Origin of the sequence: Nocardia sp. JCM 34519.1, assembly GCF_020361265.1 — a bacterium.
Classification (GTDB): Bacteria; Actinomycetota; Actinomycetes; order Mycobacteriales; family Mycobacteriaceae; genus Nocardia; species Nocardia arthritidis_A.
In genome coordinates, this window is the sequence record NZ_JAIRBR010000007.1 from 160,749 (window position 1) to 183,195 (window position 22,447).

Consider the following 22,447-nt stretch of genomic DNA (forward strand, 5'->3'; position numbering starts at 1 on the left):
ATGGAGTTCTCCGTGAAGGCCTTTTGCGTCATCGGGCTGATATATCTCGCTGCGCTCGAGCCGTGGCTGGAGGCGCGGGCGGTCCGCACCTTCATGGGTGAGTACGCGATACGGGACGACGCGCGCGTCCGGCTGTACCGCGAAGGCGTATTCCGCACCTGGTTCATTCTGGCGGTGATCGTCATCGCATTCGCCATCAACGGCACCTCGCTCACCCGGCTCGGGCTGGGCGGCTTCGACACCACGCTGTTCCACGAGCGCAGCCGTGGCGAACAGGTGCTCGGGCTGGTGCTCATCGCGGCATACATCTGCTATCTGCTCGGTCCCGTCGTACTTCCGCTGACCGGGCGCCGGGGACGGGATTTCATCGCCCGCAATATCGAATACGTCGTATTCATCACCCCCGCGACCGCGAAGGAACGGGTGTGGTGGGTGACGAACTCGTTCTCCACGCCCGCGGAGGAAATCATCTATCGCGGGTTCACCCTGTACGCGGTCGAAGTGCTGTGGCCGGGCGTGCCGTTCTGGTGGCTGGTGGTGCTCGGCGGCGGCGTGATCGAGGGTGCGCGCCACATTGTGCGGCCCGCGGTGGCGGCGCAGGTGGTGCTCGGCGCGACTTCCCTTGCGGTGCTGTACAAATTCACCGGTGCGCTGTGGCCGGTGTTGGCGGTCAAGCTGTTCCATGATCTGCGGGTGCTCGCCTTCCCGCTGACGCTGGCCAGGAAGAATATGGCGGCGCGCGGGCTGTCCGAGATCCCGGGCAAAACGTTGGACGACGAGCGGACCGAACGCGCCCTCGCCCAGGCGGGCGGCCCGGTCGAGGCGCGTCCATGACCACCGCGTCCGTCGAGCGGGGTGCGCCCAGCGCCGACGAGATCAGCGCCTTCCTCGCTCGCACCATCGCCGAACTGGCCGGAGTGCCGCCGGAGCAGGTGAGCGTTCGGGAAACCTTTGCCGCGCTGGGTCTTTCGTCGGCGTCCGCGGTCACCATGGTGGAGCGGGTCGGCGGTTGGCTCGGCCGCACCCTGCCACCGGATCTGGCCTGGCAGTACCCGACCATCAGGGAGATGGCCGAAGGTCTTGCCGCACAGCGGGATACGCCGGTCGGCCAGCACACCCGGGCGGCGTCGGGGGCCGCCCAGGAGCCGGTCGCGGTGATCGGCATCGGCTGCGTTGTCGCGGATCTGCGTGGGCCGCAACAGCTCTGGCAGGCGCTGTGCGACGGAACGGAACTGGTCGGCGCGACGCCGCCGTGGCGGGGCGGACCCGGCGGGTTCGGCTCCTTCCTGCCCGATCCGTACGCGTTCGACGCCAACCACTTCGGCATCTCCGCGGCAGAGGCGGCGCAGATGGATCCGCAGCAGCGCATCCTGCTGGAAACCGTCGCCGACGCATTCGACGACGCGGGCCTGCCCACCGAGCGGTTGGCGGGCAGCGCCACCGGGACGTTCGTCGGTATCGGCGCGGGCGATTACGGCCGCGAGCTGGCGGGCGCCGACGGCGCGGATATCAACGCGGTGACCGGCAACGCGGGCAGCATCGCCGCGAATCGCCTTGCCTACCTTTACGATCTGCGCGGGCCCAGCCTGAGCGTCGACACCGCCTGCTCGTCCTCGCTGGTCGCCGTGCATCTTGCGCTGCGCAGCCTGCACGACGGCGACTGCGAACTCGCCGTCGCGGCGGGGGTGAATCTCACCCTCGACCCCCGGGTCACCGATTCGCTCGCCGCGGCGGGCATGCTCGCGCCCGACGGCCGGTGCAAGACCTTCGATCGCCGCGCGGACGGCTATGTGCGCGGCGAAGGTTGCCTGGCAGTCGTTTTGAAGCCGCTGGCCGCGGCCGAGCGCGACGGCGACCGGGTGTACGCGGTGCTGCTCGGCAGCGCGGTGAACCAGGACGGCCGCACCAACGGGCTCACCGCGCCGAACTACCGCGCGCAGGTCGATGTGCTGCGGCGCGCCTACGAGCGGGCCGGTGTCGCGCCGGGCGCGGTCCAGTACATCGAGGCGCACGGCACCGGCACCGCGCTGGGCGATGCCATCGAGGCGCGGGCACTCGGCGCGGTGCTCACCGACGGACGCACGGAAGCCGATCGGGCACTGGTCGGTTCGGTGAAGACCATCTTCGGGCACCTCGAGGCGGCGGCGGGCATCGCCGGGCTGGTGAAGACGGTGCTCGCACTGCACCACGGTCAGGTGCCCGGCAATCGGAACTTCGAATCACCCAGCGCGCACATCGCTTTCGCGGATCTGCCGTTCGAGGTGCCGACCGCTCCGACGCCATGGCCCGGCGACGGTCCGGCGCTGGCCGGGGTGAGCTCGTTCGGATTCGGCGGCACCAACGCACATGTCGTCGCGACGGGCGTGGCGCGGCGGGAGCCGAAACGGTCGTCCGTCGCATCCGGTGGGCCGCACCTGTTCGCGCTGTCCGGCCGCAGCGAGACCGCCGCGCTCGCGGTCGCCGAATCGTGGCGTGAAATGCTGGACGACACAACGGATCTGGCCGAGTTGTCGGATACCTCGCTGGCGCACCGCACCCACCATCCGTTCCGGATCGCGGTGGTCGCGAGTGAACCCGCCGAATTGGACGACAAGCTGGCGGCGCTCACCGCAGGCGCGCTGCCGCCGGGCTGCGCGGCGGGGCGGGTGCCGCGCAGCGGGGCCGGACCCGTCGGATTCGTCTTCACCGGGCAGGGCAATCAGTGGATCGGCATGGGGCGCACGCTGATCCGGCGGCAGGCCGTCTTCCGTGACGCGCTGCTCGAGGTGGACAAGGAACTGCGGCCGCTGCTCGGGTGGTCGCCGTTCACCGTCCTGGACCGCGGTCGCGACGCCGACGAGCTCACCGATACCGGTGTGGCGCAACCCGTTCTGTTCGCGTTGCAGGTCGCGCTCGCGGCGCTGTGGCGCTCGCTCGGTATCGAACCGGCCGCGGTGGCCGGGCACAGCATGGGCGAGGTGGCCGCCGCGTATATGGCGGGTGCGCTCGACTTGCCCGCGGCGGCGGCGATAATCGCCGCGCGGGCGAAGGCGACCGCGTCCGCCCGCGGCAACGGCCGCATGGCCGTGGTGAATTGCCCGCTCGCCGAGCTGGATCCGCTGCCGGAGGGTGTGCACCTCGCGGGCGTGAACGCGGCGCGCTGGACGGTGCTCGCCGGTACGGATACCGCGATCGCCGCGCTGCTGGCCGGGTTGGAGCAGCGGCAGATCCTGGCCAGGCCGCTGCCGGGGCCGTACGCCTTCCATTCGCCGCTGATGCGGGACTGCGCGGCCGCTTTCGCCGCGGCGATGCCCGCGTTCACCGCGACGGCGAGCGCCGTCCCGTTCTATTCGACGGCGACCGGCGCGCTGCTGGACGGCGCGGCGCTGGACGGCCGGTACTGGGCCGACCAGGTGACCATGCCGGTGGCCTTCGCCGCGGCGATCGGCTCGATGATCGAGGCGGGCGTCACCGACTTCATCGAGATCGGGCCGCATCCGGTGCTCAGCGGCATGCTGAAGAATCTGCTGCGCCAACATGATCGGGCCGGGATCGCGGTGCCGTCGCTCACCAGGGATGTGGACGACCAGGCCGTGCTGCACGCCGCGCTCGGCGAGCTGCATGTGCGCGGACACGAGCTGCGCTGGTCCGCACTGCACCGCAGGGCGCCGCGCCGAGTGCCCCTTCCGCTGTATCCGTATGAGCGGTCGTCCTTCCGAATTGTGCAGGGACGCACCGAAATCGGACCCGCTCCCGAGCGTGCCGCGCGCACCGGGCTGTTCGCCGACGACGCCGATCTGGTGGCGCCGCGCAACGAATACGAGCAGGTGGTCGCCGAGATGTGGGCCGAAATGCTCGGCCTGGACCGGGTCGGCGTCTTCGAGAACTTCTTCCGGCTCGGCGGACATTCGTTGCTGGCAACGCAATTCGTGCGCACCATCCGCGAACGGTTCGAGATCGATATGCCACTGCGGCGCATGCTCACCGAGCCGACGGTCGCCCAGGTCGCGGCCACGCTCGAGCAGCTGATGGTCGAACAAGCGCAAGCCCTATTGGAGACCACCGATGAACTCACCGGCTAGCGAACTCGCCCTGGCCCGACTGCGCCAGCGCCGGGCCGCGGGCCCGGCGATCGCCACCATTGCGGCACGGACCGAATCCGGTCCGTATCCGGCCACCGCGGCCCAGCGCGGCATCCGGCTACACGAGCAACTGGCCGACAACCCGGCGCTCTACCACGTGCCCTTCGGCATTCGGATCTCCGGTCCGCTGGATGTCGTGGCGTTGAAAGCCGCGGCCGCCGACCTGATTCGGCAGCAGCACGCGTTGCGGACGGTCTTCGCCGACACCCCGGCCGGGCTGCGCGCGACCGTGGCGGACGTAGTGGATCCGGACTGGCGCGACCACGATCTGCGGCTGGTCCCGGAGTCGGCACGGCATGACGCCGTTGCCGAGCAACTGTCCGAATTCGCCCGCGCGCCTTTCGATCTCGCGGTCGGTCCGCCGGTGCGATGGACGCTGCTCCGGGTCGGCGGGCAGGAATGGGTGCTCGGCATCGTCGCCCATCACCTGGTGCTGGACGGAATCTCGATCGGACTGTTGATCGACCGGCTGTGGTCGGCGTACGACGCGCGGCGGGCCGGTACCGAACCCGAGATCGCGCCGCGCCGCCAATATGCGGACTACGCCACCTGGCTGGCCGAGAACCCCAGCGCCACACCCGCTCCGGCCTCCGTGCGGCGGCGCGCCGCACTCGTCGACGGTGTGCCCGCATTGGATGTGGCGACCAGGCCCCGGCCGCGGCGGGTGCGCAACGACGGTGCCCGGGTGCACACGGACTTCCCGCACGATCTCGCCGAATCGGTGCGAAAGTGCGCCGCCGCCAACGAGGTTCCGCCGTTCGTCTTCCTGCTGGCCTGCTACGAACTGGTGCTCGCCGCGCATACCGGACAGGACGAGTTCTGCGTCGGCATCCCGATGGCGGGGCGGCCGTACACCGAACTCGCCGACACCATCGGGCATTTCGTGAACACCGTGCCGATCCGGTCGGACCTCGCCGCGGCGCGGTCCTTCCGCGACCTGCTGCACCGCACCAGGGATACCGCGCTGGCCGCGTACGCCGACGAGACCATCCCGTTCGAGCGGGTCGTCGAAACAATCGGCGGGCCTTGGGATCCCGCGTTCAGCCCGGTGTTCCAGGTGCTGTTCGTGCAGCAGCGGTTGGACCGGCCCGCCCCGACCGGCGACGGGCTCACACTGGACTGGCAGCCCATCGAGACCGGGGCGACGCTGTACGACCTGGTGTTCCATCTGGCCGAAACCGGAAGCGGCTTCGCCTGCGAACTCACCTACAACACCGCGGTATTGGACGAGCCGGTCGCCATCGGACTGGTGCGCGACGTGCTGACCGTGGCACGCGCCGCGGCATGGGATCCGACCGCGGCGATCACCGAACTGACGGCCGAACTGCCGCGCCGGTACCTGTCCATTCATGTGCTCGAATCGCCGGACGGCACTGTCGCCGCGGGCATCGCGGCCGCGTTGGCCCGCGGCTCGGTACCCGCCCGGGTGACCGGCGGGTCCACCGCCGAGCTGCCGGACGACCAGGTCGACCTGCTGGTGGTGCGGGACGGCCGTGCCGACGTGGCCGAGCTGGTAAAGCGGTGCGCCGACGGCGGAATCGTCTGCCTGCTCGTGGGGCCGGCCGGTCAGGTGCGCACCCGGGGTGCGATGGCGGATACCAGGGTTGTCGAACTCGACGAGCGCACGGCGGCCGACGATTTCGCGACCGGCTGGCTGGTCGGGCGGCGGGTCGCCGAGCTGTCCGTCGGCGACAACCGGCTGGCGACCTGGGGTTTCGATCGATCGAACAACCGTGCCGCACAACCGATTCCGGAGGAACCGGAGCGCCAGGACGGGTTCGGTGCGCAGGCGGGTGGCTCGGAGGCGCCCGTCGGACCGCTGGAGCAGCGCCTCGCGGAGCTGTTCGCGCAGGCGCTCGACCTGCCCGAGGTCGGCAGGCACGACGATTTCTTCCTGCTCGGCGGCACCTCGCTGGGCGCGACCAGGGTGCTGGCCCAGCTGCTCGACGAATTCGCCGTCGCCGTCTCGCTGCGCGAGCTGTTCGAGCATCCGACGGTCGCGCAGGCCGCGCAGCTGCTGGAATCGGCTCCCGCGCAGAAGAATTCGCTGCCCGCGCTGCGTCCGGCGGTCCGGGCCGACGGCGATCTGCTTCCGGTGTCCTACGCCCAGGAGCGGCTCTGGTTCCTCGAGGCGCTGGATCCGGGCAACAGCACCCACATCATGCCGGGTGGGCTGCGGCTGCGGGGCGCGGTCGATATCGACGCGCTGGAGCTGGCGCTGTCCAGGGTGGAGAAGCGGCACGAGGTGCTACGCACCGTATATCGCACGACCGAGGATGGCGAGCTGCGCCAGCTGGTGCGGCCCGCGACGCCACGTCCGCTGCCGCACACCGATATCGGCGGGCTGCCCGCCGAGCGGGCCGCGCGCATCCAGGCCGACCTCACCGCCGCGGTCTACGCCGCGCCGTTCGATCTCGCCGAGGGCCCGGTGTGGCGGTATCACCTGCTGACCACCGGACCCGGCGCTCATCTGCTGCTCATCGCGCTGCACCACATCGCCTGCGACGGTTGGTCATTGGCGGTGCTGAGCCAAGAGGTCGCGGCGGTCTACCGGGCGGCGACGACGGGCGGCGAACTCGAATTGCCGCCGCTGCCGGTGCAATACCCGGATTACGCGGTGTGGCAGCGGGATATCGCTGGTCGGCTGGAGAACCAGCTGGACTATTGGCGCACCGAGCTCGCCGACCCGCCGGTGACCGAGCTGCCCGGTGACCGGCCGCGCCCGCCGCGCCGCAGCGGCCGGGGCGCGGTGGCGCGACGCACCATCGATCCCGCGGTGCAGGCCCAGGTGCGCGCACTCGCGGCCGAACTAGGCGTCACCGCTTTCGCGGTGCTGCTCGCCACCTTCTACCTGGTGCTGAATCGCTATACCCGGCAACGGGATCTGATCGTCGCCGCGCCGATCGCCGGGCGCACCAGGGCCGCGACCGAACCGCTCGTCGGCTGCTTCCTCAATACGCTGGCGCTGCGCGGCCGGGTGGATCCCGAGCGCAGCTGCCGGGACCTGATCGCCGAGGTGGGTCAGGTGGTGCTGGCGGCGCACGCCAACCAGGACGCGCCGTTCGAGAAGGTGATCGAGGCGCTGGTGCCCGACCGGGATCCGAGCCGGACACCGTTGGCGCAGATCATGTTCAACTATCTGAACACCCCGCCGCCCACCTACGACATGGCCGGGCTCGACGTCGAATTCGTCGACGCCCCGCGCAGTACGGCCAGGATGGACCTGGACCTCACCGTCGACGAGACCGGTGCCGCGGCCCGGCTGGAGCTCGAATACAGCACCGATATCTACGACGCGGCAACCGCTGACCGTCTGCTGCGGCACTACGCCGAGGCGTTGGCGCGGGTGGTCGCTCAGCCCGATCTGTTGGTCGGCGAGGTCGCGCTGGAGCAGCCGAATTCTGTCGCGGTGACACCGGATTGGCCGCTGCCCGGCACGCCGTCGGTGCCCGAACGCGGATCGGGCGAGCGGCTCACCGGCCGGCTGGCGCGGCACATCGCCGAACGGCCCGACGCCATCGCGCTGAGCGCGGGCGAGAACACCATCACCTACGCGGAACTCGGCGCACGCAGTGCGAATATGGCGGCGGCGCTGGCGAACGCGGTCGCACCCGGCGCCCGAGTCGCGCTGCTGTTCGACCACACGCCGGACAGTTTCGTCGCGGTCTGGGCGGTCCTGCGGGCCGGGCTGACCTATGTGCCGCTCGACCCGAGGGCGCCGCTCGCGCGGTTGCGAGAGATCATCGGTGAGGCGAAAGTCGCCGCGTTGCTGTGCGATCCGGCGCTTACGGAGCTCGCCGCCGCAGTGGCCGGTGAGTCCATCGCGGTGATCGCGGCGGTGCCCGCCGCGGCAACGGTTCCACCGGTGGTGCCCGAGGACGCCGAGATCGCCTACATCCTGCACACCTCCGGATCCACCGGCCGCCCGAAAGGCGTTGCGCAGAGCCGGGACAACGCGCTGTTCCACGCCGTCCGGTATGCGCGGCGATTGCGGCTCGGCCCGGACGACGTGATCGCGGGCAGCTCCCGCTACACCTTCGACGCCGGTGCGTTGCACTCGTTCGGCGCGGCCGTCGCGGGTGCGCGGCTGCATGTGCTAGATCCGCACGAGCACGATCCGGCCGGGCTGCGCGCCGCGATCGAGGCGGCGGGCATCACAGTATTGCACTGCACGCCAACGCTTTTCCGGTATCTGCTGAGCGATATCGACGAACCTTGGCTGCCCGCGACACTGCGCCTGGTCGCCTTCGGCGGCGAGGAGGTGGTGCGCGGCGACCTCCGCGATTTCGCCCGGCACTTCCCGGCCGAATGCCGATTGGTGAGCCTCTACGGGCCGTCCGAATGCTCTGTCGCGCTGCAACATCTGATCACGGCGGCGGACGCGGAACGCGACGGCGTGCCGATCGGTCATCCGGTGGCCGGTGTCGGCGTCGAGCTGGTGGACGAGAATGGCCGCCCCACCGAGGTTTACGGTGAGATCGCGCTGCGCGGCGAACATGTCGCGCTCGGCTACTGGCGGCGGCCGGAGCTGACCGAGGCGGCATTCGGCACCGGCCCGGACGGTGTGCGGTACTACCGCACCGGCGATCTCGCGCGGCGGCTGCCCGACGGCGAACTGGTATTCGCCGGACGCAAGGACCGGCAGGTCAAGATTCGCGGTCACCGGGTGGAACCCGGTGAGGCCGAGACCTTCCTGCGGTCGCATCCCACAGTGGGTGAGGCGGCCGTCGTACTGGACACCGCGGCGCCGGAACCGCGTCTGGTCGCGTACCTGACCCAGGACGGACCGCTCACCCCCGATCCGCGCGAGCTGTCGGCGTATCTGCGAACCCGGTTGCCGGACTACATGATTCCCTCGGCTTATCTGGTGCTCGACACCCTGCCGCGCGGGATGACCGGCAAACTCGACCGATCCGCGCTGCCGCCGATCGCGCCGCCCGAACCGCCCGTATGGTCGCCGCCGGGAACCGAATTGGAAAAGGCGGTGGCCGAGATCTGGGCTCAGGTGCTCGGCCGCGAGGTGGGGCTCGGCCAGAACTTCTTCGACCTCGGCGGGCATTCGCTGGCCCTGGCCAGGGTGCGTGGGCTGCTGGAGCGGCGGCTGAATGTCGAACTGGCGCTGACCGATCTGTTCGCCGCGCCGACCGTCGACGATCTCGCACGGCTGCTGTCCGGGCGGCTCGCACCCGCCGCGGAATCCGACCGCGGCCGGGAGCGCCGCGCCGCCATGGCCCGGCGCACCGCCGACCGCCGTCCGCGCGGCCGGGCCGATCGTGAAGGGAGCAGGCCATGACGGACGAACACGCATTCCGGATCGCCGTGGTCGGCATGGCCTGCCACTTCCCGGAGGCGGATACCGTCGAGCAGTACTGGCGGAACCTGTGCGCGGGCCGGGAGTCGTTGCGGCCCTTGGCCGCCGAGACCCGCCCGGTGCGGCCGCCCGCCGGCTACGTGCACGTCGGTGCGACGCTGTCCGATGTCGACCGCTTCGACGCCGATTTCTTCGGGATGAGCCCGCGCGAGGCGCAGCTGACCGATCCGCAGCACCGACTGTTCCTGCGCTGCGCCTGGGAGGCTTTCGAGGACGCGGGCTTCGTGCCCGGCGAAAATCCGTACCCCGTAGGCGTTTTCGCGGGCGCCGGCGTCAGCACCTATCTGCTGAACAACCTCATCGGGCACGGCGGGCTGTTCGAGACGCCGAGCACGCAGCTGCCCGTGCTGCACGGGAACGCATCGGATTACCTGGCCAGCAAGGTGTCCTACAAGCTGGACCTGACCGGGCCGAGCGTCGCGGTGCAGACCGCCTGCTCGACCTCGCTGGTCGCCATCCATCAGGCGGTGCAGGCGCTGCTCGACTTCCACTGCGATCTCGCCCTGGCGGGCGGGGCCAGCGTGCAGGTGCCGCACGAGACGGGATACGTCTACGAGGAAGGTTCGATCCTGTCCCCGGACGGACACTGCCGCGCATTCGACGCGGCGGCGGCCGGGACGGTGTTCGGTTCCGGCGCCGGTGCGGTGGTGCTGAAACGGCTCGACGACGCGCTCGCCGACGGGAACAACATCCACGCGGTGATCATCGGTTCGGCGGTGAACAACGACGGCGGCCGCAAGGTCGGCTATACCGCGCCGGGAATCACCGGGCAGCGCAACGTGATCCGGGAGGCGCTCGATGTCGCGGGTATCGCGGCGGAGAGCATCGGCTACGTCGAGGCGCACGGCACCGGCACCCGGCTCGGCGACCCGATCGAGATCGCCGCGCTCACCTCGGCCTACCGCGAGCACACCGAGGCCCGGCAGTTCTGCGCCATCGGCTCGGTGAAAACCAATGTCGGACACCTCAATTCGGCGGCGGGCGTGGCCGGATTCATCAAGGCGGTGCTGGCCGTGCGGGACGGAAAGATCCCGGCCAGCCTGCATTTCACCAGACCGAACCCGGAGATCGACTTCGCGAACAGCCCGTTCTTCGTCAATACCGAACTGCGGGACTGGCCCGACGAGCAGCGTCGCGCGGCGGTGAGCGCCTTCGGGATCGGCGGCACCAATGCGCATGTGATCCTGGAACGGCCGCCCGCGCGGGCGAATTCGGCCGACGCGGCCGGACCGCAGGCACTGCTCGTTTCCGCCCGTACCGCCGCCGAGGCGGACCGGCTCGCCGCCGACCTGGCCACCCACCTCCGCGATACGAAGCAGGAATTGCCGTCGATCGCGGACACTTTGGCCTACGGCCGACGCCGCTTCACGCATCGGCGGGTCGCCGTCGGCGCGACGGTTGCCGCGGCCGCGCAGGCATTGACCGAACCGATCGCGGGGCAGGCGCAGCCCGCGCCGGAACTGGTGTGGTTGTTCCCCGGACAGGGCATCACGCTCGGGGCGGGCTGGAACGAACTGGCCACCGCGGTGCCCGCATTCGGCGCGGGCCTACGCGAATGCGCCGAATTGCTGCGCGCGGAATCGGATTTCGATCTAGCGCGGGCGATCGGTGACGGCGGCGATACGGCGCGGGCTCAGGTCGCGCTGTTCGCGGTGGAATACGCCCTGGCCCACATGTGGCGCGAATTCGGTATCGCACCAAAGGAATTGATCGGTCACAGCCTGGGCGAACTGGTCTGCGCAACGGTCGCCGGTGTTTTCACACTGCCGGATGCGCTGCGGCTGGTGGTGGCGCGCGGCAGGCTCATGGCCGCCAGTCAGGACGGCGCGATGCTGACGGTGTCGCTCGGCGCGGCCGATATCGAAGACCGACTGCCGGAAGGCGTTTGGCTGGCCGCGGACAACTCGGCCACCAGGTGCGTCGTCGCCGGATCGCCCGAGGCGGTACAGCGGCTGGCGGGCGAGCTGGCGACGGAAAATGTCGCGACGGCCCTGCTTCCGGTGCGGCACGCCTTCCACACCCCGTATCTGCGGGATGCGGCGGCGCGCTTCGCCGAACTCGTCGCGTCCGTCCCCCGGCAGGCGCCGCGGATACCGTTCTGGTCCAACCACACCGGCGCGCCGATCACCGCCGATCAGGCCACCGATCCCGGCTATTGGGCCGCACAGATGACCGGCCCGGTGCGGTTCCGCGCCGCCGCGGCGGCGCTCGGCGCGCGACAGTCGGCCACCGTCGGACTCGAGGTGGGCCCGGGACGCACGCTGATCTCGTTCCTGCGCACCGCCGATCGATCGGCGACGACCGTTGCCAGCGGTACGGGTACCGGCGAGGCGGTGGTGGCGGCGGCCGGACGGCTGTGGGTCTGCGGCATAGACGTCGATTTCGCCGCCGTACACGGCCGCCCGCGCGCCGGATTCGTCAGCCTGCCGACGTATCCGTTCGCGCGGCAGCGGCACTGGATCGAGCCGCCGGACGCGCCGCGCCCGATAAACGCCGAATCGATTCCGGAGCCGATTGTCGAGGCGGCCGAGGCATTCGACGACTTCCCGCCGGAAGACGAACTGACGGAATCGATCCGGAGCGGCGTCGCCGAGGTGTGGCGCACCGCGTTGGGTGTCGACGATATCGACGAGCACGCGAATTTCTTCGAGGCGGGCGGGGATTCGCTGCTCGCCGTGCAGGTCGCGACCCGGTTGCGGGCCGTATTCCCGCTGGAACTGCCGCTCGGCGAGCTGTTCGCCAAGCCGACCATCGCCGCGATGACCGAGCGCATCGGCGATCACCTGATGCAGCGGCTGGAAGCAATGTCCGACGGCGAGGTCGAGCTGCTGCTCGCCGAGCCCGCGGAGGAACGGAACGACAATGGTTGAGCACGTGGACGCGCGGGCCTCCCGCCGAGAACTGTTGCGGCGCTGGGCGACCGGGATGATCGCCCGGCCCACCATCCCGCAGCGCCCGGACCGCTCGGTCGCCGATCTCTCGGCGGCGCAGCAGCGAATCTGGTTCCTGGAACAGCTGTTTCCGAATCGGGCCACCTACACCATGCCGCTGGCGCTGCGGCTGAAGGGCAGGCTCGACCTCAACGCGTTCCGGTGCGCGCTGACGCTGGTCGCGGGCGGGCAGGAGGCGCTGCGCACCGGCATCGAGTTGCGCGACGGTGTGCCGGTACAGGTGATAAACCCGGCAGGCCCGGTGCCGCTCACGGTGGTCGAGCCGTCCGAGCTGGATCCGGAACGGCCGGAGGCGGATGCGCTGGCCCGGGTGGAGGCATTCGGCCGCACCGTCTTCGAGCTGTCGGGCCCGCTGTTCGCGACGCTGCTCGTGCGCCTCGACGAGCACGACGCCTACTTCGCGGTGGCCATGCACCACATCATCTCCGACGGCTGGTCGCTCGGCGTCTTCGCCACCGAGCTGATGTCGGCATATGCCGACTATGTCGACGACCGGCCCCCGAGGGTGCGCGAATTGCCGGTGCAGTACGGCGATTTCACCACCTGGCTGCGCGAACGCGAACAGCGCGACCGCTTCGCGGGCGAGCTGGACTACTGGCGCGGCGTGCTCGGCGACGAACCGCCGCTGGTGACCTTCCATCCCGACCGGCCGCGGGCGGCCGAACCGCAGAACCGCGGCGCCCGAGTGCCGTTCACGATTCCGGCGGAGCTGCACCGTGATCTGGCGCGGCTGGCCGGATCGGTGCGGGCGGACGACCGGCCCGCGACCCTGTTCGTCGCGCTGCTGGCCGGATTCAAGGCCCTGCTGCGGTATTACACCGGCGCCGAGGACATCACCGTCGGCACCGCGATCGCGAATCGCACCGTGCCCGAGGTGGAATCGCTGATCGGTTTCTTCGTCAACGCGCTCGCGCTGCGCACCGATCTGTCCGGCGCGCCGACCTTCCGCGAGCTGCTCGCCCGCGAATTGCGGGTGGTATCGGCGGCTTTCGATCACCAGGAGGTGCCGTTCGACCTGGTGGTCGAGCAGGTGCGGCCGGATCGCGAGCTGAGCCACTCGCCGCTGTTCCGCACCGCGCTCGTCCTGCAGAACACCGGAATGCCGGAGCTGCGGGTGCCGGGTGTGCGCGCGGAATTCCTGGACGTGCATTCGGGGACAACGAAATTCGACGTGCTGGTGACGCTGCGGGCGGTGGACGACGAACTCGTCGGCGGCATCGAATACGACGTCGACCTCTACGACGAGTCGACGGTCACCGGGATCGCCCGGCATTTCCAGGCCCTGCTCGCCGCGGTGGTGGCCGAGCCGGATACACCGCTGCCGCGGCTCGATATCCTCGCGCCCGAGGAGCGGGAGCGGGCCGTCGCGGCCGCGCTACCGGTCGCAGAGGCGGCGGAACCGGCCGCGACGCTGCCCGAACTCTTCGCGGCGCAGGTGGCGCGGACGCCCGATGCGATCGCCCTCACGGATCGCGACCTGCGATTCAGCTACGCCGAACTCGACGCGGCGGCGGCTCGGCTCGCCGGGGCGTTGGTCGAAAACGGTGTCGTGCGCGGGGATTTCGTCGGCATCCACCTCGATCGGTCGGCCGATGTCGTGATCGCGATACTCGCGGTGCTGCGAGTCGGCGCGGCGTATGTGCCGCTGGATCCGATGTATCCGGCGGAGCGGGTCGAGTTCATGATCGCCGACTCCGGAGCCCGACTGATCATCACCGACGGCTCGTCGGCGCTGGAGGGGCGGCGGCTGCTGTTGATCGACGAAATCGACGAAGCCGTCGCGCCGCGGGAATTTTCGCCGCCTCGGCCCTCGGACGCCGCATACGTCATCTACACCTCCGGCTCGACCGGCGTGCCGAAAGGCGTTGTCATCGAGCACGCCAACGTGGTTCGGCTGTTCTCGAGCACTGCGGAACTGTTCGACTTCGGCCCGGACGACGTGTGGACGATGTTCCACTCCTACTCCTTCGACTTCTCGGTCTGGGAGCTGTGGGGCGCGCTGCTGCACGGCGGCAGGCTGGTCCTGGTACCCGGCGAAATAGGCCGCGCCACCGAACAATTCGCCGAACTGCTGATCCGTGAGCGGGTCACCGTGCTGAACCAGACGCCGTCGGCCTTCGTCCAGCTGCTGCGGACGTTGGACGGTGCGGCGGATCCGGCGATCCGGTGGGTGATCTTCGGCGGCGAGGCGCTGGACCCGGCGACCCTGCGGCCGTGGTTCGACCGCTACGGCGACCGCGCCCGGCTGGTGAATATGTACGGCATCACCGAAACCACGGTGCACGTCACCTATCGCGAGCTCACCCGAGCGGAGGTGGCCGAGGGCGTCGGCAGCTTGATCGGCGCGCCGCTGCCGGATCTCGGTGTGCTGCTGCTGGATTCGGCGGGCAACCCGGTGCCCGACGGCGTCGCGGGTGAAATGTACGTATGCGGCGCCGGTGTCGGCCGCGGCTATCTCGGCCGCGATGAGTTGACGGCCGAAAGATTCCTGCCCAGCCCGGTATTGGACGGTCGGCGGGTGTATCGGACCGGTGATCTCGCCCGCCGCCGCGCCGACGGCGAACTCGAATACCTGGGCCGGATCGATCAGCAGGTGAAGGTGCGCGGTTTCCGGATCGAACTCGGCGAGATCGAGGCCGCCATCGCGGCGCAGCCGGGTGTCGGCGAGGCGGTGGTGCTCGCCCGCACCGAGGGCGACAATGTCGCGCTCACCGCGTATCTCACGCCCGACGCGGCGTCGGTGGCCGCGCCGGAGGCGGATCAGGTCGCCGACTGGGCCGCCGTCTTCGACAGCACCTACGGACAGGAACGCGCCGAACTGGACGCCGATTTCAACATCACCGGCTGGAACAGCTCCTACACCAACGCCGAGATCCCGGAAGAACATATGCGGGAATGGGTGGAGGCGACCGTGGCCGCCGTGCGCGGCTTCGCGCCGCCGGACGCCCGCGCGCCCCGCCGGATCCTCGAAATCGGCTGCGGCACCGGCCTGCTGCTCTCCCGTCTGGCCCCGGACGCGGAGCACTACGACGCCACCGATCTGTCCGCATCAGCGGTCGAACAGGTGCGGACGAAGATCGTCGAACCCGCTGGGCTCGGCCACGTCCGCCTGTTCCAGTGCGCCGCGGACGAACTGCCCGACCTGGGCGCCCATTACGATCTGGTGCTGATCAATTCGGTGGTGCAGTACTTCCCGAGCGCCGAATACCTCACCCGCGTACTGGAATCCGCGGCCGACCTGCTGGCGCCCGGCGGTGTGCTGTACGTCGGCGACGTGCGGGACCTGACGCTGAACGCGGCCTTCCACGCCTCGGTGGCGGCGGCCGCCGCCCCGAACGCGCACTCCGCCGAATTGGCGGCCGCGACCAAGGCCGGTGTCGAGAATGATGCGGAATTGGTGTTGTCGCCCAAGTATTTCCACGATTTCGCCGCGGCACACGCCCGGTTCGCCTGCTGCCGGATCCGGCTCAAGCGCGGTGTGCATCTCAACGAGATGTCGCGGTTCCGCTACGACGCGGTGCTGCACGCCGACCTCGGGCGGTTGCCGGTGCGGCCGCAGGCGCTGAACGCCGGCACCAGCCCGGAGCTGCTCGCCGAACTGCTGGAGCGGGAGGCACCGGCGGCGGTGATCGTTCCGGATGTGATGGACGGCCGGGTGGCCGGACCCGTCGCGCTGGTCGAGGAATTCGGCCGCGGCCGCGTGAACGCCGCCCGGATCCGCGCCGTGCTGGCCGAATCCGGCGGCCGGAATCCGGAAGACTATCTGCGGCTCGCCGATCGGCTGCCGTATCGGGTGGAAGCGCTGCGCCGTCCCAGTGGCCGCTACGACGTCGTCGCCGCGCGCGCCGACAGCGGACCGGTGGCGATCCCGCGGCGGGAGACGGACTGGCTGCACGAGCCGGTGGTCTCGGATCCGTTGCGGGTCAAGGCGCGTGCCGATCTGGCGGTCGCGGTGCGGGCCCGGCTGGCCCGGCGACTGCCCCAGCACATGGTGCCATCGGCCGTGGTGGTTCTCGACGGTTTCCCGTTGACCCCCAATGGAAAACTGGACCGGCGCGCGCTGCCCGCGCCCACGGTGCGGCGGACGACGCTGGAGTACGAGCCGCCGCGTACCCCGCTGGAGCAGCGAGTGGCCGGTGTCTTCGCGCAGGTGCTCGGCGTGCCCCGGGTCGGGCGCACCGACAATTTCTTCGATCTCGGCGGGCATTCACTGTTGGCGGCCCAGTTGATCCTGCGGCTGAAAGAGACGTTCGCCGAGGATATTCCGCTCGGATCGGTATTCGCGCGGCCGACCGTCGCCGGTGTGGTCGCGCTGCTGTCCGGAACGGCGGAGGAGGCCGCCGCCATCGATCTGGCGGCGCAGGTGCGCGCCGGAATCGCGGCCTGGCCGGACGTCCCGATCCCGGCCGCCCGGGCGCGGACGGGCGAGGTGCTGCTCACCGGCGCGACCGGCTTCGTCGGCGCCTTCCTGCTGCGTGAGCTGTTGCGGCGCACCGATTCCCGGGTGCACTGCCTGGTGCGCGCGGAGACCGCGGACGCGGCGCTGGCGCGGCTTGTCGCGGCCTTCGAGGCATACGAACTGCCCATCGACGGCCTGGACCGGGTCATCCCGGTACTCGGCGAGCTCGGCGCACCGCGACTCGGCCTGTCCGAGAAGGAATTCCTGCTGCTCGGCCGCCGCGTCGACGGTATCTACCACAACGGCGCGCAGGTGAATTTCGCGCTGCCATACGATTCGCTGGCCGCGGCCAATGTCGCGGGTACGCAGGAGATCATCGCGCTGGCCCGGATCGCGGGTACGCCACTGCATTTCGTGTCCTCGCTGTACGTGCTCGGCCCCGGCGACGCGGCGGCGGGCGAGATCGGTGCGCCCGCGCTCGCCCGAGATCCGTCCCGGCTGGCGCTCGGCTACCTGCAGACGAAGTGGGTGGCCGAACGCCTGGTCTGCGCGGCCGGGGAGCGCGGGCTGCCGGTGAGCGTCTTCCGGCTCGGCCGCATCGCCGGGGACAGCGTCACCGGCGCCTGCCAGACCAGCGATTTCTTCTGGTTGCTGGTGAAGGCGAGCCAGGAGGCCGGGCTGGCGCCGGACGTCGACTTCGTCGTCGATCTGGCCCCGGCCGATTTCGCCGCCGCCGCCATGGTGGAGCTGGCCCGCGAAACCGAGCCGGGCGCCCACATCTACCACATCCGCAACCACGCGCCGGGTGCGTTCGCCGACGCGGTGGAATGGCTGCGCGCCGCGGGCTGGGAGCTGCGCACCGCCGACATCCCGGAATGGCGCGCGGCGATCACCGAATACGCCGCCACCGCACCGGATTCCGCCGCGCACCGGGTGCTGAGCCTGCTCGGCGGGCACGACGGCCTCGCTCCCGCACTGCGATTCGCGCCCGATCCGGCGCTGGCCCGGCTCGATGTGGCGTGCCCGCCCGTATCGCGAGAGCTGTTCGAGCGCTACCTGACCTACTTCCGCAAGATCGGATTTCTCGCGGAGCCGGCCCGACAGGAGGTCGAGGCATGACAACCCTGGTCGACGCGCTGCGCGAGCGCTGCGAGCGGAATCCGGGCGGTGAGGCGTACAGCTTCGTGAGTTATCCGGATTCGCGCGACACGCACGGACAGGTCGATTCGCTGACCTTCGCCGAAACCGACCGTGCCGCGCGGGCGTTCGCCGTGACGTTGAGCCAGCTCGCCCGGCCGGGGGATCGGGCGGTGCTGCTGCTGCCACCCGGACTGGATTACGTCACCGCGTTCTTCGGCTGCCTGTACGCCGGAGTCGTTGCCGTGCCGCTCTTTCCGCCGAGCGCGCACCAGAGCAACGATCGGCTCGACGCGGTATGTCTCGACGCGGACCCGGTCTGCCTGATCACCGCCGATGCCGACCTGCCCACGGTGTCCGCGTGGCTGGACGACGCGCCATCCGAGATCACCCGGCTGGTGCTGAATATCGCCGAGGTGGATCCCGGATTCGCCGACTCGTGGGCCCGGCCCGAACTCGGCGCGGAGGATATCGCCCTGCTGCAGTACACCTCCGGCTCCACCCGCACGCCCGCGGGTGTGATGGTGCCGCACCGTGGACTGCTGGCCAACGGCAGGCAGATCTATGAAATGTTCGACAGCGTCGGCATTTCGGCGGACGAGCCGCTCGCCTTCGTCAGCTGGCTGCCGCTGTTCCACGATATGGGCCTGATGGTCGGGGTGACGCTGCCCGTCGTCGGCGACGATCCGGTACTGCAGATGTCGCCGATGTCGTTCCTGCGCAGGCCGGAACGGTGGCTGCGGGCTATCGGCGGCCGGCCCGAGCAGACCATGTCGGCGGCGCCGAATATGGCCTACGAGCTGTGCACGCAGCGGATCAAGCCGGAGCAGCTCGAGGGCGTCGACCTGAGCCGCTGGCGATTCGGTCTGTGTGGTGCGGAACCGGTGCGCGCGAGCACGATTCGCCGGTTCCAGGAGACGTTCGCCGGAAACGGCCTGCCCGCCTCGACGGTGATCGCCGGATACGGGCTGGCCGAGGCGACGTTGATCGTCTCGGCGAACTGGCGCACCGAATCCGGGATCCGCATCCGCACCGTCGACCGGGACGCGCTCGCGAAAGGCATTGCCACCGAGGCCGTCAGCGGTGTGGAGGTGGTCGGCGCCGGATCGGTCGTACCCGATACCGACATGCTGATCGTCGATCCGGCCACCCACGAGCGGTTGCCGGAGGACCGGATCGGCGAGGTGTGGGTGCACGGACCCGCCGTCGCCGCAGGGTATTTCAATCGGCCCGCGGAAACGGCGCAGACCTTCCACGCCGAGCTCACGCCGCCCGACGGCAAACACTATATGCGCACCGGCGATCTCGGTTTCCTGCACGACGGCGAGCTGTATCCGACGAGCAGGCTGAAGGATCTGATCATCGTCGACGGCCGCAACCTGTATCCGCCGGATCTGGAAACCACGGCCGAGCAGGCGCATCCGCAGGTGCTGCCCGGACGCTGCTCGATCTTCTCGATCGAACAGGACGCGCAGGAGAAGGTGGTGGTGCTGGTGGAAACCCAGCGCGGCAGATCCGCCGAGGACGCGGCGGCGCAACTGCGTGATTCGGTGCGGCAGGCCATCTTCGATACGCATGCGGTGAGCGTGCACGAGGTGGTGCTGCTGGCACCCGGCGCCATTCCGCGTACCTCCAGCGGCAAGATCCAGCGGTCCGCGTCGCGCACCGCCTATCTCGACGGCACGTTGCGGAATGCGAGGGCGCGATGAACGGTACGGATCCCGCCGGACACGGCGACAAACTCACCTGCTTCACCGCGGCGCTGGCCAGCGCCCTGGTCGCGAGCGGCGAAAGCCGCTGGTGGCGGCCGCTGCTCGTGGACGGCCCGGCGCTCGCGGTGCGCCCGGCCGAGGAGGATCTGCTGCTGTTCGAGCATCACGCGGTGCCGCCGCTGCCCGCGCTCGGCTTCCGGATCGCGGGCTCGGACGACTGGGATATCGCCTACCCGGCGATCAGCGAGCAGGTGGACAGCTACGGCGCCGCCGTGCTGCTCGCCGACATCCATCATCTGCCGTGGCAGCGAGCGCACGGCAAATGGCATGCGCCGCACTGGCTTTCGGTGGTGGACAACGGGCAGATCCTGGTACTGGACGACCCGCTGAGCATGACAACCGAACTGGGACCGCAACTCGGCACCCGGGTACCCGTGCCGACCCCCGCCGACCTGCGTGAGTGGGCGGTGAGCATCGAACGCGCGGATACCGTTTCGCGGCTGCGGGAGCAGGCCGTCGCCGGCACGGCGGAGATCTACTCGGAGTGCCGCTACCGCTGGCTGGAGGCGGTCCCGGATATCGTCGCGCCCGCGCCGGACCCGGATCGCCTCGTCGGGCCCGACGCGCTAACCGCGCTGGCCGCCCGCTTCCGATTCGCCCGCACCGCAGCGGATTTCGCGCAGGTGGACGATCTGTGGCAGGCGCTGCGCCAGCGCGAACTGCTGGTCTGGGCGGCGGGTATCGACGACGCGGTGCTGGACGCGGCGGGGCGCGAGCACTGGCAGCGGGCCACCGACGAATGGCGCAAACTGCCGCCGCTGCTGTTGCACGCGCGGATGCGGGCCGCATCGGGCGGCACGGTCGATACCGGCCGCATCGTCGAAACACTCACGGCCCTGGCCGAATTCGAGGGAAGGCATCAGGCGTTCGCCGACCGACCGGAGGAGATGGGACATCATGCACTCCCGCTTGGCCACTGAGCTACGCGCCGACGCGGGCTATCCGGCCTGGGCCGAACGCGCGAAAGCCTTCGAGCGGCAACCGGATCCGGACGCGGCCGGGCGGCCACCGGTGCGGATCGCGCTGCTGGCCACCTTCGCCGCGGAATTCCTGGCCGATCTGCTGCCGCTGGCGGCGGCCCGCGCCGGATTGACCGCGCAGCTGCGCACCTTCCCCTTCGGGCAGCTGGAGCAGGTGCTGTTCGACAGCGAAAACGATTTGCGCGAGGGCGATTACGTGGTGCTCGCGGGCAGTCACCACGATCTCGTCGATACGGCGGAGGACAGTGTGCGCCGCTGGGTCGGTCTGTGGGAGGCCGCGGCCAGGCTCGGTGTGCGGGTGGTGCAGCTGGGTTTCGCGCCGCCGGTGCTCGACCCGTACCGGGGCGCGGCGCTGCGCACCCCGAGGTCGCGGTCCGCGCTGGTGCGTGAGGTGAACCGGCAGCTGGCCGAATATGCCGCGGGCCGTGTGCTTTTCGTCGATGTCGAACAGCTCGCCGCCCAGGTCGGCCTGCGCAACTGGGAGGACAGTCGTGGTTGGTATGCGATGCGCCAACCGTTCGCGGCCGACAGCCTGCCGTGGCTGGCCACCGCGATCGCGGACACGATCGCGGCCGACCGTGGGCTGTCGGCCCGCTGCGTGGTCGTCGATCTGGACGGCACGCTGTGGGGCGGTGTGCTCGGTGACGACGGCATCGCCGGTATCCGCGTCGGCGTCGGCGCGGAAGGTGAGGCGTTCGCCGACTTCCAGCGCTACCTGCGCGGGCTCACCGAACGCGGCGTACTGCTCGCGGTGGCCAGCAAGAACGATCGCGAGCTCGCGCTGGAGGCGCTCGCCGAGACGCCGGGGATGGTGTTGCGCCCGTCGGACTTCGCCTGCGTTGTCGCCGACTGGCGGCCGAAATCCGAACAGTTGAAGGAGATTTCGAGCAAGCTGCGACTGGGCCTGGCCAGCATGGTTTTCGTCGACGACAACCGGGCCGAATGTGAGCAGGTGGTGGCGGCGCATCCGCAGGTGCGTGCCATCTGCCTGCCGGTCGCGCCGTCGAAATTCCCGGCCGCGCTGGCCGCGGTGCCGTGGTTGCAGCCGGGCACGCTGTCGGCGGAGGATTTCGCTCGGCAACGCTCCTACCAGGCGCTGGCCGCCGCGGAAGAGCTGTCGGTCGGCAATTCGCTCGACGAATTCCTGGACGGTCTGGAGATGACCGCGGTGATCGAACCGATCGACGCCCGCACCCTGGACCGCGCCGCACAACTGATCGCGAAGACCAACCAGTTCAACCTGACCACCCGCAGGCACACCCAGGCCGAGGTGGGCCAATTGCGCACGGACGAGCGATGGTTCACCGCGACGCTGCGGCTGCGCGACCGCTTCGCCGACCACGGCATCGTCGGGGTGCTGCTCGCCGAACACATCGGCGACGGCGTCGAGATCGACACGCTGCTGTTGAGCTGCCGGGTGATCGGGCGCACAGCCGAGTCGAATCTACTTGCTGCCGTGTCACATTGGGCGATCGAGCGGGGCGCGCGCCACCTGACCGGCCGCTACGTGCCGACCGTGCGCAACGCGCTCGTCGCCGATCTGTACCCCCGGCTGGGTTTCGACACCGAACGGCGAACGCCCGAGGTGTCGGTATTCGGATACGACCTCACCTGCGGCCCCGTGCCCGCGAGTCCACATATACGAGAGGCGCAGCTACAACATGAGCACTGAACGCGTGATCGAGGATCTGCTCACCCTGTTCGCCGATGTGGTCG

Annotated in this window: 9 protein-coding genes (1 of these 9 running past the window's edge); all 9 read left to right on the top strand. The window is 70.2% G+C overall.

Annotated elements, in window-relative coordinates:
* Tightly spaced (each overlapping or abutting the next), the 9 genes in view from LGY53_RS19615 to LGY53_RS19655 form a layout consistent with a single transcriptional unit that may run on beyond the window.
* Positions 1-834, top strand: coding sequence for a type II CAAX prenyl endopeptidase Rce1 family protein (locus LGY53_RS19615; protein ID WP_225728126.1), 834 nt, complete (start codon positions 1-3; stop codon positions 832-834).
* Positions 831-4,061, top strand: a complete 3,231-nt coding sequence (locus tag LGY53_RS19620; RefSeq protein WP_225728127.1) for a type I polyketide synthase — start codon at positions 831-833, stop codon at positions 4,059-4,061. Before LGY53_RS19615 ends, LGY53_RS19620 begins: the two co-directional genes overlap by 4 nt.
* The gene (locus tag LGY53_RS19625; protein WP_225728128.1) at positions 4,045-9,414 is read left to right on the top strand and encodes a non-ribosomal peptide synthetase; all 5,370 of its coding nucleotides are present in this window, start codon (positions 4,045-4,047) and stop codon (positions 9,412-9,414) included. The genes LGY53_RS19620 and LGY53_RS19625 overlap by 17 nt, the downstream gene beginning before the upstream one ends.
* A complete protein-coding gene (locus LGY53_RS19630; RefSeq protein WP_225728129.1) occupies positions 9,411-12,362 on the top strand; it encodes a type I polyketide synthase in 2,952 nt (983 codons plus the stop codon). The genes LGY53_RS19625 and LGY53_RS19630 overlap by 4 nt, the downstream gene beginning before the upstream one ends.
* Positions 12,355-17,961, top strand: coding sequence for a non-ribosomal peptide synthetase (locus tag LGY53_RS19635; protein ID WP_225728130.1), 5,607 nt, complete (start codon positions 12,355-12,357; stop codon positions 17,959-17,961). Before LGY53_RS19630 ends, LGY53_RS19635 begins: the two co-directional genes overlap by 8 nt.
* Positions 17,958-19,688, top strand: a complete 1,731-nt coding sequence (locus LGY53_RS19640) for a fatty acyl-AMP ligase (RefSeq protein ID WP_225728131.1) — start codon at positions 17,958-17,960, stop codon at positions 19,686-19,688. The genes LGY53_RS19635 and LGY53_RS19640 overlap by 4 nt, the downstream gene beginning before the upstream one ends.
* Complete coding sequence (locus tag LGY53_RS19645) at positions 19,685-20,671, top strand: hypothetical protein (protein WP_225728132.1); 987 nt, start codon at positions 19,685-19,687, stop codon at positions 20,669-20,671. The genes LGY53_RS19640 and LGY53_RS19645 overlap by 4 nt, the downstream gene beginning before the upstream one ends.
* Positions 20,649-22,403 (top strand): HAD family hydrolase, encoded by a 1,755-nt coding sequence (locus LGY53_RS19650; RefSeq protein WP_225728133.1) that lies wholly within the window; start codon positions 20,649-20,651, stop codon positions 22,401-22,403. Before LGY53_RS19645 ends, LGY53_RS19650 begins: the two co-directional genes overlap by 23 nt.
* On the top strand, positions 22,393-22,447 hold the 5' end (the start) of the coding sequence (locus LGY53_RS19655; RefSeq protein ID WP_225728134.1) for an acyl carrier protein. The gene runs 197 nt beyond the window's last position; only the first 55 of its 252 coding nucleotides appear in the window; the start codon lies at positions 22,393-22,395; its stop codon lies off the right edge, out of view. The genes LGY53_RS19650 and LGY53_RS19655 overlap by 11 nt, the downstream gene beginning before the upstream one ends.

Excerpts from the sequence above, each read along its gene's own strand:
- LGY53_RS19615 (WP_225728126.1), top strand. The coding sequence starts at position 1 with ATGGAGTTCTCCGTGAAGGCCTTTTGCGTCATCGGGCTGATATATCTC.
- LGY53_RS19620 (WP_225728127.1), top strand. The coding sequence starts at position 831 with ATGACCACCGCGTCCGTCGAGCGGGGTGCGCCCAGCGCCGACGAGATC.
- LGY53_RS19625 (WP_225728128.1), top strand. The coding sequence starts at position 4,045 with ATGAACTCACCGGCTAGCGAACTCGCCCTGGCCCGACTGCGCCAGCGC.
- LGY53_RS19630 (WP_225728129.1), top strand. The coding sequence starts at position 9,411 with ATGACGGACGAACACGCATTCCGGATCGCCGTGGTCGGCATGGCCTGC.
- LGY53_RS19635 (WP_225728130.1), top strand. The coding sequence starts at position 12,355 with ATGGTTGAGCACGTGGACGCGCGGGCCTCCCGCCGAGAACTGTTGCGG.
- LGY53_RS19640 (WP_225728131.1), top strand. The coding sequence starts at position 17,958 with ATGACAACCCTGGTCGACGCGCTGCGCGAGCGCTGCGAGCGGAATCCG.
- LGY53_RS19645 (WP_225728132.1), top strand. The coding sequence starts at position 19,685 with ATGAACGGTACGGATCCCGCCGGACACGGCGACAAACTCACCTGCTTC.
- LGY53_RS19650 (WP_225728133.1), top strand. The coding sequence starts at position 20,649 with ATGCACTCCCGCTTGGCCACTGAGCTACGCGCCGACGCGGGCTATCCG.